At 69.9% G+C, this 14,581-nt stretch carries 10 protein-coding genes; 7 read left to right on the forward strand and 3 right to left on the reverse strand.

Annotation, left to right across the window (positions count from 1 at the left end):
- The first annotated feature begins 25 nt into the window (after positions 1–25).
- Positions 26–1,066 carry a glycoside hydrolase family 44 protein gene (locus RM788_RS03465; RefSeq protein WP_315930020.1) on the forward strand — a complete coding sequence of 347 codons (1,041 nt, stop codon included), beginning with the start codon at positions 26–28 and terminating at the stop codon, positions 1,064–1,066.
- Between the two features lie 28 nt (positions 1,067–1,094).
- Complete coding sequence (locus RM788_RS03470) at positions 1,095–1,781, forward strand: cellulose binding domain-containing protein (protein ID WP_315930021.1); 687 nt, start codon at positions 1,095–1,097, stop codon at positions 1,779–1,781.
- A 389-nt stretch (positions 1,782–2,170) separates the two neighbouring features.
- Here RM788_RS03470 and RM788_RS03475 read toward each other — a convergent pair whose 3' ends face one another.
- The 3 genes from RM788_RS03475 to RM788_RS03485 all read right to left on the reverse strand — a co-directional run bounded on the left by RM788_RS03475 (position 2,171) and on the right by RM788_RS03485 (position 7,728).
- Positions 2,171–3,868, reverse strand: coding sequence for a ThuA domain-containing protein (locus RM788_RS03475; protein WP_399343021.1), 1,698 nt, complete (start codon positions 3,866–3,868; stop codon positions 2,171–2,173).
- Between the two features lie 34 nt (positions 3,869–3,902).
- A complete protein-coding gene (locus RM788_RS03480) occupies positions 3,903–6,728 on the reverse strand; it encodes a PQQ-dependent sugar dehydrogenase (protein ID WP_315930022.1) in 2,826 nt (941 codons plus the stop codon).
- Between the two features lie 508 nt (positions 6,729–7,236).
- Complete coding sequence (locus RM788_RS03485; RefSeq protein ID WP_315930023.1) at positions 7,237–7,728, reverse strand: hypothetical protein; 492 nt, start codon at positions 7,726–7,728, stop codon at positions 7,237–7,239.
- A 163-nt stretch (positions 7,729–7,891) separates the two neighbouring features.
- Here RM788_RS03485 and RM788_RS03490 point away from each other — a divergent pair, with 163 nt between their 5' ends.
- The 5 genes from RM788_RS03490 (at position 7,892) to RM788_RS03510 (ending at position 14,580) form a co-directional block, all read left to right on the forward strand.
- Complete coding sequence (locus RM788_RS03490) at positions 7,892–8,512, forward strand: TetR/AcrR family transcriptional regulator (protein ID WP_315930024.1); 621 nt, start codon at positions 7,892–7,894, stop codon at positions 8,510–8,512.
- 213 nt (positions 8,513–8,725) lie between these two features.
- Positions 8,726–9,457 (forward strand): alpha/beta hydrolase, encoded by a 732-nt coding sequence (locus RM788_RS03495; RefSeq protein WP_315930025.1) that lies wholly within the window; start codon positions 8,726–8,728, stop codon positions 9,455–9,457.
- Positions 9,458–9,613: 156 nt separating this feature from the next.
- A complete protein-coding gene (locus RM788_RS03500; protein ID WP_315924185.1) occupies positions 9,614–10,825 on the forward strand; it encodes an ISAs1 family transposase in 1,212 nt (403 codons plus the stop codon).
- 387 nt (positions 10,826–11,212) lie between these two features.
- Complete coding sequence (locus tag RM788_RS03505; protein ID WP_315930026.1) at positions 11,213–12,976, forward strand: cellulose binding domain-containing protein; 1,764 nt, start codon at positions 11,213–11,215, stop codon at positions 12,974–12,976.
- 227 nt (positions 12,977–13,203) lie between these two features.
- Positions 13,204–14,580, forward strand: a complete 1,377-nt coding sequence (locus tag RM788_RS03510; protein ID WP_315930027.1) for a glycoside hydrolase family 10 protein — start codon at positions 13,204–13,206, stop codon at positions 14,578–14,580.
- The last annotated feature ends 1 nt before the right edge of the window (position 14,581 follow it).

Raw genomic sequence — 14,581 nt, forward strand, 5'->3', positions numbered from 1 at the left:
CTCGGCGACGTCTCTCGTGGCGGCGATGTTCACGGTCCAAGTGGCAACGAGCGCGGAGGCTGCGACCACCGGGCCCGCGCTGTCGGTGGACGTGTCCGCCGCCCGGCACGCGATCAGCTCCGACATCTACGGGTTGAACGGCGGAGATCCGGCGTTCAACGCCGAGATCGGCCAGTCGGTGGCCCGTTGGGGCGGCAACGCGTCCAGTCGCTACAACTTCAAGAACCACACGTACAACACCGGCAGCGACTGGTTCTTCGAGGACATCGTCGCCGACGAGGCGCACTCCCCGGAGGGGATGGTCAGGTCCAACCTCGACCGCGACATCAAGCCGGTGGTCACCGTGCCCCTGAGCGGGTGGGTGGCCAGGGACTCGTCGCCTTCACACCCGTTCACCTGCGGGTTCCCGACGACCGGGTTCCCGCAGCAGGACAGGTTCGACGAGGGGGACCCCAACTGCGGCAACGGCCTGCTCAACCAGCAGAACCTCACCGGCGTGCCCACCGACAGCTCGATCGAGGCGGGCCCGGCGTTCGGCGGCGAGATGGTGGTGTACGCAGTGGACGAATTCGGCGCGGCGGCACAGGGTGGTGTGCCGATCTACGAGCTCGACAACGAGCCGGTGCTGTGGGCCAGCACGCATCGTGACGTGCACCCCGGACCGGTCAGGTACGACGAACTGGACGGCAAGGGCACCGCGGCCGCTGCGGCGATCAAGGCCGCCGACCCAGGCGCAGCGGTTCTCGGCCCATCCGGCTGGGGGTACTGCGGGTGGGTCGCCTCCGGGCTGGACGGCTGCGGGCCGGGTGCCGATTCGGCCGCGCACGGCGGGCTCAACCTCTCCCACTGGTACCTGAAACATGAAGGACTGTCCACCCGGTCGTTGTGGGATCCGACGTACGTCGAGGAGTCCTGGATCGGCCCCGTCAGGCAACGCGCCGCCGCTGCAGTACATCCGCACGGCGAAGTCGTGGGTCGCCCGGTACAACCCCGGCACCAAGACCGCCATCACCGAGTACAACTGGGCGCGCTGGGCGACATCAACGGCGGACTGGCGCAGGCCTGACATCCTGGGCATCTTCGGACGTGAGGGCTTGGACCTGGCCACGATGTGGGGCGAGCCCAAGTCGACCGACCCTGCTGCGTTCGCGTACCGGATGTATCGCAACTACGACGGCGCGGGCAGCCGCTTCGGCGACGTCAGCGTCTCGGCGACCGCCGCCGACCAGGATCGGCTGGCGGTGTACGCGGCACAGCGCTCCTCCGACAAGGCGCTGACCGTCATGGTCGTCAACAAGACCGTCAGCGACCTGACCTCGCCGTTGTCGGTGACCGGGTTCGACGGCACCGGTGCGGCGCGGCGGTTCACCTACGGCCCTGCCGACCTGGGCTCCATCGTGCGCGGCGGGGATCTCCGGGTGAACAACGGCCACTTCGACGCGACGTACCCGGCGAACTCCATCACGCTGGTGGTCCTGCCGCCCGCTGGGTGCACGGCCGGCCTGCAGGTCAACGGTGACTGGGGTACCGGGCACGTCGCGACGTTGACGATCACCAACGACCGCCGCACCGCGATGACCGGGTGGCGGGTGAGGTGGACGTGGCCCGGCGACCAGCAGGTCACCAATTCGTGGAACACCGCCCTGAGGCAGAACGCCACCGGTGTGGTCGCCGGGGACGGCGCGAGCAACGGCTCGATCGGCGCGGGCGGCAGCACCACCGTCGGGTTCCAGGCCACCGGCAGGGTAGCGATACCGACGCTGACCTGCACCCCCACCTGAGCGGTCCCGCCGAGAGGTGCGTGTCCGGGGTGCAGGGGCGCCGATCCGAACGCCGCGCCCGAACGCCTGCGGTCACCGGGTCTTTCGAGGTGCGACTGGTCCACACCACCCGACGGCTGTGACCGCGGATCAACCAGGACTCACCCCGTGGGCTCAGGAGATCCCCGACGACCGGCCGTCCTGGTGATCCTAGGTCGCCCTGCGATCGAGGACCTGGAACGCGGCTGGGCGGGCGGACGAGATCGTCCGCCCGCCGGATCACCGCGCTGACGTTCCCACAACCCGGTTCGAGGTCGCTGCGAATACGCTGGAAGAGCCAGGAGGGCGGGTGCTCCGCTGTCGCGACAGCCCGGCCGTCCGCGTCGTGGACGCGGACGGCCGGGCGGTCCTCACGGCAGGGCCCAGCGCTGGTTCGTGCCGCCGTGGCACGTCCAGATGATCAGCTGCGTCCCGTCGGCCGTGCCCGCGCCGTTGGCGTCCAGGCACTTGCCCGACTGGGAGTTGACCAGCGACCCGTTGGTCCCGGTGGCCCAGTTCTGGCCGCCGGAGCCGTTGCACGTCGCGAGCTGCACCTGGGTGCCGTTGGCGGTGCTGCCACCGGCCACGCCCATGCACTTGTCGAGGGAGCGCAGCGTGCTCCCGTTGACCGTCCACCTCTGGTTGGTGCCGCCGTGGCAGCTCCACAGCTGGATCTTCGCGCCGTCGGTGGAACTGGAGCCGCTCACGTCCGCGCACTTGCCCGTGGCGCTGGTGATCGCGCCGGTGCGCGGAGTGGTCCCGCCCAGTTCCCTGATCCGGATGTTGCGGAACGACACGTCGTCGCCCGTGCCGTGGTTCTGGATGGCGATGTGTCCGGAGGTCAACGACCGGGCGGGATCGGTGTTGGTGAAGTCGTTGACCACCACGCCGTTGAGGAACACCCGGAGCCGTTCGCCTTCGACGAGCAGCTCGAAGGTGTTCCACTCCCCCGGCGGGTTCAGCGCCGCGTCCCTGGCCGTGGTGTCGGGCGCCTTGACCCCGTTGACCGCCCCGGTGGTGCGGTCGGCGCTGTCGGTCGCGTCGATCTGCACCTCGTAGCCGTTGGCCAGGGCCGAATCCGCGCTGCTGCCCGCCGGGAACCCGATCACCACGCCGGAGTCGTCGTCCCCCGGCATCCGCCAGTCCAGCTTGAGGGAGTAGGAGCCGAACTCCCTGGCGCTGTGCCACAACATGCCGGGGCCGTCGAACGAGGTGAGGGTGGCGTCGTTGTTGGCGAAACCGCCCCCACCGGTCTGCGACCAGCCGGTCGTCGACCCGTTGAAGAGGGTGGTGTAGCCGGTCTCGGGACGGCAGTCGGCCTTCGTGCGGTTTCCCGCGTACCGGATGCCGCCCAAGAGCAGAGCGCGGAAGCCGGGCTCGGCGTAGCTGGCCTGCGTGTGCCCGCTGCCGGTGTAGAAGGAGCGCCCGCTGCTGAGCGTCTTGCACCAGGTGTGCGGGTGGTCGGCGCCCATCCTGCCGCCGGAGTACGTCGACTCGTCCAAAGTGGACAGCACACGGGCGGTGGAGCGCGGGTTGGTGCGGTAGTCGTACCACTCGTCGGTGCGGACCAGGGCCGGTGCGAGACCCGAGGTGGCGGCGTGCGCCCGGTTCTCCACCCGGACGGTGGCCTGCTGGATGGCCGGGTGCTGGGCGAACCAGGCGCCGACCAGGTCCCCGTAGAACGGCCAGTCGTACTCGGTGTCGGCGGCCGAGTGGACGCCGACGTACCCGCCGCCGCCCCGGATGTAGGACTCGAACGCCGACTGCTGGTTGGCGTCGAGCACGTCACCGGTGGTGTTGAGGAACACCACCGCCTCGTAGCGGGCGAGGGTGGACGCGGTGAACTGGGTCGAGTCCTCGGTGGCGGTCACGGTGAAGCCGTTGGCCGCACCGAGTTCACGGATCGTCTGGATGCCGATCGGGATCGCGTCGTGCCGGAAAGCCGCGGTCTTGGAGAACACCAGCACGTCGTACGGCGCGTCCGCGGCCATCGCGGTCGGCGCCGCGCCGACCGCGACGAGCGCCGCCGCGGCGATGCCGAGCGCCCTCCGGAAAATCGGGTGCTTCATCTCGTACTCCTCGGGGGAGGTGTTCGACGGGCGGTCAGGGCAGCGTCCAGCGCTGGTTCGTGGCGCCGTGGCAGGTCCAGATGATCAGCTGGGTACCGTCGGCCGTGCCGGCGCCGTTGGCGTCGAGGCACTTGCCCGACTTCGTGTTGACCACGGAACCGTTGGCACCGGCGGTCCAGTTCTGGCTCGTGGCCCCGTTGCACGTCCACAGCTGCACGGCGGTCGCGTCCGCGGTGGCCCCGCCCGCGGTGTCCAGGCACTTGCCCAGCGACCGCACGGTGGAGCCGTCGACCGTCCACTGCTGGTTCGCGCCGCTGTTGCACGTCCACTGCTGGACCTTGGTCCCGTCGGCGGAACCGGCGCCGTTGACGTCGACGCACTTGCCGCCCGACCCCGTGATCGGTCCGGTGCGGGAGCCGGTGGACGAGCCGAAGGTGAACGCGTCGAGGTCGAACAGGTAGCCCGTCCCGCTGCCCGAGAACGTCAGGTACACCGTGCCGGTCGTGGTCGGCACCGAGCTCAGCGCGGCGGAGACCTCGGTGAACGTCTCCCACCCGCCGGTCACCGGCGCGGTGGCCGTGCCCAGAGCGGTGCCGGTCGGCGATCCCGTGCGCACGGTGATCGTGCCACCCGCACCGGCGGAGGAAACCCGTGCGGTGAACCGGTTCGCGCCGGTCAGGTTGTAGGGCTGGAACGCGATCCAGTCGCCGTTGTGGATGTCGCCGACCGTGCGGCCGCCCTCCGCGGGCGACTTGTCGAACAGGCCGGTGCCCGACTGCGTCGAGTAGTGCTCGGCCTGGCGGCGGCGCGGCTGGAGGATGTTCTGGGTGTGGGTCGTCGCGGCCGGCACGCCGTTCGCGCCCTGGTCGGTGTACTCGGCGTCGAAGACGGCGTAGAGGTTCGCCGCCGAGTCGTGCTCGCCGTCGACCGGGATCTGGAGCGTGCCCGAGCAGCCGGTGCGCGAGGTGATCAGGTGGGCGTGGCTGTCGTGGCCGAGGAGGTAGGACAGCTTCACCTTCGCGCAGTCGATCGCGCCGTCCTCGACGTCGGTGACCGCGATCGTGTACGGGATGGTGTCACCGAAGGCGAACAGGCCCCCGTTGGGCGGTGTGCTCAACGTGACCACGGGCGCGTTGTTGCCGACGGTGATGATCACGTTGGTGCTGCCGGTGAGGCCTGCTCCGTCCGTCACCGTGAGCGTGGCGGTGTACTGGCCGTTGGCGGTGAACGTGTGGCTCGGGTTGGCCGTCGTGGACGTGCCGCCGTCACCGAAGTTCCACGCGTAGCCCAGCGCGGTGCCTTCGGGGTCCGCCGACCCGGCCGAGGAGAACGCCACGGTCAGCGGCGCGCTGCCGGACGTGCGGTCGACGGACGCGGTCGCGGTGGGCGCGCGGTTGCCGCTCCCGATGTACTCGATGCGGTACAGCGCGGAACTGGCGTCGCCGTTGCCCCAGCCGGTGCCGTAGTCGAGCACGTAGAGCGCGCCGTCCGGACCGAAGGCCGCGTCCATGACCTGGGTGCCGCGCCAGGGGAAGTCGCCGATCTCGCCGACGGAGCCGTCGGAGCCGACGTCGATGGTCTTGATCCACCGGCGGCCGAACTCGGTGGCGAACACGTGCCCGTCCAGCGAGGCCGGGAACTTGACGGTGGACGGGTTCGTCGAGTCGTAGCGGTAGACCGGCGCGCTCATCGGGGACTCCGACCCGCAGCCGAACGCGGCGAGGGAGCAGTTGTCGTACTTGATCCACGCCGGGCGCGCGGCGGGCAGGTTCGTCAGGCCGGTGTTGTTCGGCGAGTTGTTGACCGGCGCGGCGCAGTTGAACCGGCTGCCGGACGGCCCGGACGGGAACGTGAAGTCCACGTAGGTCTCGTTGGTGGTGTTCGACCCGGTGCAGTAGGGCCATCCCATGTTGCCCGCCGAGGTGATCCGGTTGAACTCCACCTGTCCGGCGGGTCCGCGGGTCGAGGTGGTCGAGCCCGCGTCGGGGCCGTAGTCGCCGAGGTAGATCGCGCCGGTGGCCTTGTCCACGTTGAACCGGAACGGGTTGCGCAGGCCCATCACGTAGATCTCGGGCCGCGTGCGGGCGGTTCCGGGCGCGAACAGGTTGCCGGCCGGGATCGAGTAGGACCCGTCGGTGCCCACCTTGATGCGCAGCACCTTGCCGCGCAGGTCGTTGGTGTTGCCCGCGCTGCGCTGCGAGTCGTACACGGGGTTGCGCCCGCTGCGCTCGTCGAGCGGGGCGTAGCCGTCGGACTCGAACGGGTTGGAGTCGTCGCCCGTGGACAGGTAGAGGTTGCCCGCCGCGTCGAAGTCGATGTCACCGCCGACGTGGCAGCACATCCCCCGGCTGGTCGGCACGTCGAGCACCGTCACCTGGCTGGACGTGTTCAGCGTGAAGTCCGAGTTGAGGGTGAACCGGGCGAGCCGGTTGACGCCGTTCCACGCGGAGAAGTTCGTCCCGCTGGACGGCGCGTCGCCGCTCGGCGTCGACAGCGGTGGCGCGTAGTACAGGAAGATCTGCCGGTTGGTGGCGAAGCCGGGATCGGCCGCGACACCCTGCAGCCCCTCCTCGTCGTGGGTGTAGACGGGGAGGGTGCCGATCACGCTGGTGGTCCCGGCCGCCGTGGTGCGGCGCAGCGTGCCGTTGCGGGAGGTGTGCAGCACCGAGCGGTCGGGCAGGACGGCCATCGACATCGGCTCGCCCATCTCGGCGACGCCCTTGGCCAGTTCGACCTGTTGGAAGTCGGCCGGGTTGACCGTGTGCGCCGAGGCGGGCGGCGCGGTGGCCGCCGAGACGGCCACCGTCGCGGCCACGATCAGGAGGACGGCGGACAGGGCCGCTTCGAGTCGTCTTCTCATGCGTTCACACCTTCGGTCTCGTCGCGCGGTGCGCGGCTCGCCGTGGTGGGACGGGTCGGTGTCGGCCCGCGGACGCTCGCCCGGCTTGGTCCCCGGAGTGCTCCCGGAGCAGGACGGGGCGGAATGGCGAATCGATTCGACTTGTCGGCCACCACGCGAACGGGAATCGTTCGAGTCACAGCGGCCTGCCGCGCCGAAACGCCCTGGAAGTCCTCGACGACGGCGATCAGCCGTCCGCTCGCGAGCGTGCAGGAGATCGCGATGAAGGCCCGTGGAATGGGATGGCTCCACCGCGTTCGATCGATTCGACGACGCAGACCGATGTGTTCACCGGTCGCGGACGACTCTACCGACGGTGGCCTGCAACTCCTGGCAGGTGTCAGATTCCTGCCACATCGCCGCACACGCCTCGATCTTGCTAAGAATTAGCCCGTCACGAATCGCGGGCGGGCCGGGAAACCCGGTGGAATTCCGGGCTGGGGATCCGATCAGCCGATGCCGCGGGAGTTCACGCCGCGCGGGCGAGCGCGAGCTTGCGGTTGATGTCGGCGGCGAACCCCGCGGTCTCCTCCACGAGGTGCTTGCGCAGGAAGAAGGGCATCGCGGTCACCCTGGCCAGCAGGCGCAACAACGGCGGCAGTTCGACGTCCACCGTGCAGGAGAACACCGACGACCGCTCGTCCGCGGGCTCGGCCTCCAGGATCCACCTGACCCGGCAGACGACCGGGACGAGGTGGTACAGGTAGGCACGGCTGGTGGGCGAGTACATCTCGACGAACGCCGGGTCCGCGCGCACGGCGCGGTAGTGCTGGACCAGCAGGTTCCCGCCCACCGACTCGACGTTGACCGTGCCGCGCCCCCGGTCGTCGACCGTCACACCCGCCGCGTGGTGCCCGCGCGCGGACGCCTGGTACTCGGCGTCCGTCAGGGTGAAGAGCCATTCCGCCAGGTCGACGCGCTCCACCGGAGCGTCCAGGACCGCCTGCGCCACGTACCTCATGATGATCTCCTCACCTGTCCGATCGGGAAACAACCGTTTACCCAAGACAGAACGTACATCATCACTAAACAGCTGTAAACCCTCATATACGTCAGTTCGAGTTACAGGCGTTTTGCCACCTGCTACGGTCTTCGGACCGACGTCGACAGCGAAGAGGAGTCCCGTGCCGCACGCCGCACGCCGCGCCCCCAACCGCCGGGGGCAAGGCGGTCACCTGCGCGAGGAGATCGTCCGCGCGGCCGCCCGCCTGCTCGAGGAGTCGGGCGTCGACGGCGTCACCCTGCGCGCCGTGGCCAGGAGCGCGGGCATCACGGCCCCGTCGATCTACGCCCACTTCGCCGACCTGAACGACGTCCTGCAAGCCGTCGTGGACAACACCTTCCACGCGTTGACCACCCACCTCCACCACGCCGTCGACGGCGTCACCGACCCGGTCGTCCGCCTGCGCACCGCGATCAGGGCCTACGTCGACTTCGGTCTCCAGCAGCCCAACCAGTACCGCGTGCTGTTCGCCGTGCCCCCGGCCGACCGGCGGGACCAGGTCGACAAGGACATGGGCACGATGACCGGGGCCGACGCGTTCGCGTTCCTGCTCGACGGCATCCGCGACTGCGTGGCCGCCGGCCGTTCCCGCAGCGAGGACCCGGAGACCGACGCCACCGCGCTCTGGCTCGCGCTGCACGGCTACGTCGGCACGCGGGCGACCCTGCACGACTTCCCCTGGCCCGCCGACGACAAGCTCCTCGACACGCTCGTGCGCAACCTCGCCCAGCTCAGCGGGTAGTCGGTGGCGTCCCCGCGGCATCGACCACGTCGTGCCGGGAAAACCCGTTTGCCGACCACGGCGGCCACTGCTAGCTTTCCCGCGACCGTGCTGGAGGCAGAGGAGGTGGTACCCGTGAACGTCGTATCGACATGGGTGCTCCCTTCCGGGGTCGTGGTCGGGCGGTAGATCGTCCGGGAGCGCCGTTCGCGAGCACTCCCGAAAGGCAAGACCATGCACTTCACCTCCGAACAGCGCTTCGACGACGGTGTCGTCGAACGCCCGTTCACCTTCGGCGACATCCCCGGCGTCCTGTGGACCCCCGGATCCGCGCCCGGCCCGGTGCCCCTGATCCTGATGGGCCACCCCGGCGGGCTGGACAGGATGCGCCCCCGACTGGCCGCCCGTGCCCGGCACGCCGCGGCGGAGGGCTACGCCGCCGCCACCATCGAATTCCCGGGGGCGGGTGACCGCCCCCGTTCCGCCGTCGCCGACCAGGCCCGCGCCGACCTGCGCCGCGCGCTGGAGGCAGGCGAGCCGGTAGGCGACGACATCGTCGACCGGCTCGTCCTCCCGCTGGTCGACCAGGCGGTCCCGGAGTGGCGGGCCGCCCTGGACGCCCTCCTCGCGCTGCCGGGGATCCGCGGCCCGGTCGGGTTCTCCGGAGGGGTGATCTCCATCGGCGTCCGGCTGGCGGTGGTCGAACCGCGCATCGTGGCCGCGGGCCTGTTCGCCGGGAGCTACGTGCCCCGCGCCATCTTCGAGGAAGCCCGGCAGGTCACCATTCCGCTGCACGTCCTGCTCCAGTGGGACGACGAGGGCAACGACCGGCAGGTGGCACTGGACCTGTTCGACGCCTTCGGCTCCAAGGAGAAGACGTTGCAGGCCAACATGGGTGGGCACACCGGCGTCCCGCCGTTCGCCGGGGAGGACGCGAACCGGTTCTTCGCCAGGCACCTGGGGTGAGGCCGCAGGGCGATTGCGTAGTCAGGCGGCAATGGCGCTGAGCTGGAGGTCTGCGGGGGTAAGGAGCCTTTGTGAAGGCGAAGGCGGCGGGTGAGATCGCGTCGGTGATCATGGAGTTGCGACGCTTCACGACTCCGAGGAAGACCCCACCCGCCGATGCCATCATCTCTCATCACCGCACTGACCGTCACGACACCCTCCGCCGGCGGCTCACCGCCGCCTGTCACCGATGGTGAGCATGGCGGTCTGCTGGACGCCTTGGCGAAGGTCCCGGATCCGCGTGACCCGCGCGGGATCCGTTACCCGTTGTCCGCGCTGCTCACGGTCGCGGTCTGCGCGGTCCTGGCCGGAGCGTCGTCATTCGCGGCGATCACCGACTGGATACACGATCTCGACGGTCATGCCCGTCGCAGGCTCGGCTTCGAGCGCATCCCCGCCGGCACAACGATGTGGCGGCTGCTGACCCGCCTCGACGCCGACCTGCTGGCCGCCGTCCTCGCCGGTTGGCTCACCACCCGCGCTCGGCAATCATCACCGACCCGACCACGCCGATACCGCCATGTCATCGCCGTGGACGGCAAGACCCTGCGCGGCGCCCGCCTCGACGACGGCCGCCAGGTCCATCTGCTCTCCGCACTGGACACCGGCACCGGCATCGTCCTGGCCCAGGTCACCGTGGACGCGAAATCGAACGAGATCCCCGCGTTCACACCACTTCTCGACGCCGTCCACAAGGTCATGGGCACCCTGACGGACACAGTGTTCGTCGCCGACGCCCTGCACACCCAAACCGGCCACGCCCAGCAGGTCGCCGCCTACGGAGCCCACCTGATAACCGCGGTCAAGGGCAACCAACCGAAGTTGTTCGCCCAACTTAAATCCCTGCCCTGGCCCCAGATCCCAGCCGGGGACCGCACCCGCGACCGTGGTCACGGACGCCGCGAGACCCGCACCGTCAAAGCCGTCACCCCGCACATCCCCGGCGGCATCCTGTTCCCCCACGCCGAACAGGCCATCCGGATCACCCGCAGCCGCACCACCAACGCGAAGACCACCCGCGAAACGGCCTACTTCACCGTGTCCCTGCCCACCGGCGACGCCCTGCCTTCTGATCTGCAGGACTGGATCCGCCGCGAATGGCTCATCGAGAACCAGATCCACCACGTCCGCGACGTCACGTTCCGTGAAGACGCACATCAGGCCCGGACAGGCACCGGCCCCGCCGTCATCGCGACCCTGCGCAACACCGCGATCGGCTGGCACCGCACCAACGGCGACACCAACATCGCCCGCGCCCTCCGACGCGCCAACCGCCGATCACACGACCTGATCACCGCCGTCACCAGCACCTACCCCACAACGCAATGACCCTGGGTGAGGCCGGGCCGCGAAGCAGGCGCCAGGCGTTAGGACTGTCGGCCGGGACCCCGTTCTTCGAGGACGGGATCCCGGCCGACGCGCAATCGCGCGCCCGATGCGGTAATCCACCGCTTTGTCCATCAGCTTGGGCACTTCGGCTAAATCAGCGTCGATTTATTTAGCTTTGACCGACCACTCCGGGACTCGCTACCTTTTCCGAAGGGCAAGCCCCGCACGACCACTGCCGTCCCCGCCAAGCGGAGAACAGCTTTCGACCGGATTCGGAATCCGGGCGTCGGAACGACGGCGCATCCGACTTCCGCGCCGAAGCCGAACGCATTCGACGAACCACGCCATTCGCACGAATCGACTCCGCCGTTCTCGAAAGAGGCTCCCATGTCCCGTTCCCCCGGACGCTGGTCGGCGATGGCGCTCGCGGCCGTCGCCGTCACCTCGGCCGTCGTCTTCGGCCACGCGTCCGCGAGCGCGGCGACGACGGCCACCATCGACGGCGGCACCGTGTTGCAGCCCATCGACGGTTTCGGCTTCTCCGAGGCGTTCGGCCGCACCAGCGTCATCCGGTCCATGTCGGCCACCAACCAGCAGCAGGTGCTAGACCTGCTGTTCAGCCGCACCACGGGCGCGGGGATGAGCATCCTGCGCAACGGCATCAGCTCCACCGGCAGCTCGATCCAGCCCACGAACCCCGGAGGCCCGAACGCCTCGCCGCGCTACGTGTGGAACGGCGACGACGACGGCCAGGTGTGGCTGTCCAAGAAGGCGCAGTCCTACGGGGTGAACCGGTTCTACGCCAACGCCTGGAGCGCTCCGGGGTACATGAAGACGAACAACAGCGAAGCCGGCGGCGGCACCCTGTGCGGGTTGCAGGGCGCGTCCTGCTCCAGCGGCGACTGGCGGCGGGCCTACGCCGAATACCTCCTCCAGTACACCAGGTACTACGCGCAGGAGGGCATCCCGATCACCGACCTCGGGTTCACCAACGAACCCAACTACACCACCGACTACTCCTCCATGCGGTTCACCCCGGCCCAGGCCGCCGAGTTCACCAGGATCATCGGCCCCCTGGCGGCGCAGGCCGGGATCAAGCTCGCCTGCTGCGACCCCGTCGGCTGGAACGACCAGCGCGGTTACGCCTCCGCGTTGCTCGCCGACTCCCAGGCCGCCGGGTACGTCACCACCCACACCGGCCACCACTACAGCAGCGCGCCCACCTCGCCGCTGTCGGTGGGCGGGAAGCGCACCTGGATGTCGGAGTGGTCGCCCGGCGGCAGCTCGAATTCGTGGAACACCAACTGGGACGACGGCAGCGGCATCGACGGGTTCACCGTCGCAAGCTCGCTGCACACCGCGCTGACCGCGGGCAACGTCAACGGCTACGTCTACTGGTACGGCGTGTCCACCAACAACACCCGCGCGTTCATCCAGGGCAACGGCGCCAACTACACCGCCTCCAAGCGCTTGTGGGCGATGGCCCAGTACAGCCGCTACATCCGCCCCGGCGCCAACCGCATCGGCGCCTCCACGCCCGACGCGAACCTGAAGCTCTCGGCCTACCGCAACACCGACGGCTCCGTGGTCGTCGTCGCGCTCAACGCGGGAACCGGCGCCCAGTCGACGTCGTTCAGCCTGCGCGGCACCGGCATCACGACCGGCACCGCCACCCCGTACGTCACGAACAACTCCAACAGCATGACCCAGCAGTCGTCGACCGCGGTCAACGGCGGGACGTTCACCGCCGCGGTGCCGGCCCGATCCTTGGTGACCTACCGCATCACCGGTTCCCAGGACCCCGATCCGACGACCACCACGACCACCACGACGACCACTCCGCAGCCCGGCACCGGGTGCGCCGCGACCTACCAGGTGACCAACAGCTGGGAGGGCGGCTTCCAGGCCGACGTGACCGTCGCCAACAACGGTTCCGCGGCTACGAAGGGGTGGCGGGTGTCCTGGACCCCGTCGAGCGGCCAGGCCATCACCCAGGTGTGGAACGGCGCCCTGACCACCAGCGGCGGCACGGCCACCGTCGCCAACGCCGACCACAACGGCGTCGTCGCACCCGCCTCCACGACGACGTTCGGCTTCACCGCGTCCGGCCCGCCGGGCACCACGCCGACCTTGAGCTGCACGGCCACCTGAGAGGCCCTTCAGCGGACGCCCGGTGCCCGAGCCGAGCACCGGTTGCCGCGCGCGAGTCCCCAGGGGACGGACCGGGCGCAAGTCCGGTCGGACCGCGCGGACACGTCCGCGACCGGGCGTCGGCAACGCCCGGATCCCGGCGGGCGGCGTCGTTCGGCTCCCGGACCACCCGCGTCGACGACAGCACCGCCGCGGACTCCACACCCCGCCCACCACTTGGAGACGCAGTGATCAGCACCAGCAGCAGGATCGGGGCGGCGGTGGCAGCCGCGGTGTCCGTCGTCGCGTTGACCGTCGTCCTCGCCCCGCCCGCCTCGGCGGCGACGCCCTTGCGCGACCTGGCCGCGGCCAAGGGGCGCTACTTCGGCAACGCGATGACCGCCGGGGACTTCAACGACGCCGGCTACCGCTCGCTCAGCGCGCGGGAGGCGGGTGTCGTGACACCCGGCAACGAGATGAAGTGGGACGCCACCGAACCGAACCGCGGCACCTTCGCGTTCGCCCGCGGCGACCAGGTCGTCGCGGGCGCCGTCGCCGCGGGGCAGAAGGTCCGGGGGCACACCCTGGTCTGGCACAACCAGACCCCGACCTGGGCCTCGAACCTGTCGGCCACCGAACTGCGCTCGGCGATGGTCAACCACATCACCACCGTGATGGGCCACTACAAGGGCAAGGTGTTCGCCTGGGACGTGGTCAACGAGGCGTTCGCCGAGAACGGGACCCGGCGGCAGTCGTTCTGGCAGCAGAAGCTCGGCGACGGCTTCATCGCCGACGCGTTCCGCGCGGCCCGCGCCGCCGACCCGACGGCGAAGCTGTACTACAACGACTACAACACCGACGGGGTCGGCGCGAAGAGCGACGGCGTCTACAACATGGTCAAGGCCTTCAAGCAGCAGGGCGTGCCCATCGACGGCGTGGGGCTCCAAGCGCACCTGGTCGTCGGCCAGGTGCCGTCGACCATGCAGCAGAACATCCAACGCTTGGCGGACCTCGGCGTCGACGTCGCCGTCACCGAGCTGGACATCCGGATGAAGACCCCGTCCGACAGCTCGAAACTGGCCCAGCAGGCGCAGGACTACACCAAGGTCGTCAACGCCTGCCTCGCCGTGACCCGGTGCGTCGGCATCACGACGTGGGGGCTCAGCGACAACCACTCGTGGATCCCCGGCGTGTTCCCCGGCGAGGGCGCGGCACTGCCCTTCGACAACAACCTCCAGCCCAAACCCGCCTACAACGCCATGAGCGCGGCGTTCGGCACCGGCGGCCCGACCACCACCACCACCACGACGACCGACCCCCAGCCGACCGGCTGCACCGCCGCCTACCGGGTGACCGGGCAGTGGCAGGGCGGGTTCCAGGCCGAGGTCGAGGTCAGCGCCGGGTCGACACCGGTCACCGGGTGGACGGTCACCTGGAGCTTCGTCAACGGCCAGTCCGTCAGCTCCTCCTGGAACGCCGTGGTCACCACCAGCGGCGGCGCGGTGAGCGCGAGGAACGCCGACCACAACGGCTCGATCGCCGCCGGTTCCAGCACCACCTTCGGTTTCGTGGGCACCTCCGGCAGCACCAACTCCGCGCCGTCCCCCACCTGCCGCGCGGCGTGAT

It is taken from the genome of Umezawaea sp. Da 62-37 (genome assembly GCF_032460545.1).
Classification (GTDB): Bacteria; Actinomycetota; Actinomycetes; order Mycobacteriales; family Pseudonocardiaceae; genus Umezawaea.

Bases quoted from the DNA above. Each gene is read 5' to 3' on its own strand.
- RM788_RS03480 (WP_315930022.1), bottom strand. From the start codon at position 6,728: ATGAGAAGACGACTCGAAGCGGCCCTGTCCGCCGTCCTCCTGATCGTG.
- RM788_RS03500 (WP_315924185.1), top strand. From the start codon at position 9,614: ATGCCATCATCTCTCATCACCGCACTGACCGTCACGACACCCTCCGCC.
- RM788_RS03475 (WP_399343021.1), bottom strand. From the start codon at position 3,868: ATGAAGCACCCGATTTTCCGGAGGGCGCTCGGCATCGCCGCGGCGGCG.
- RM788_RS03465 (WP_315930020.1), top strand. From the start codon at position 26: ATGTTCACGGTCCAAGTGGCAACGAGCGCGGAGGCTGCGACCACCGGG.
- RM788_RS03485 (WP_315930023.1), bottom strand. From the start codon at position 7,728: ATGAGGTACGTGGCGCAGGCGGTCCTGGACGCTCCGGTGGAGCGCGTC.
- RM788_RS03505 (WP_315930026.1), top strand. From the start codon at position 11,213: ATGTCCCGTTCCCCCGGACGCTGGTCGGCGATGGCGCTCGCGGCCGTC.
- RM788_RS03495 (WP_315930025.1), top strand. From the start codon at position 8,726: ATGCACTTCACCTCCGAACAGCGCTTCGACGACGGTGTCGTCGAACGC.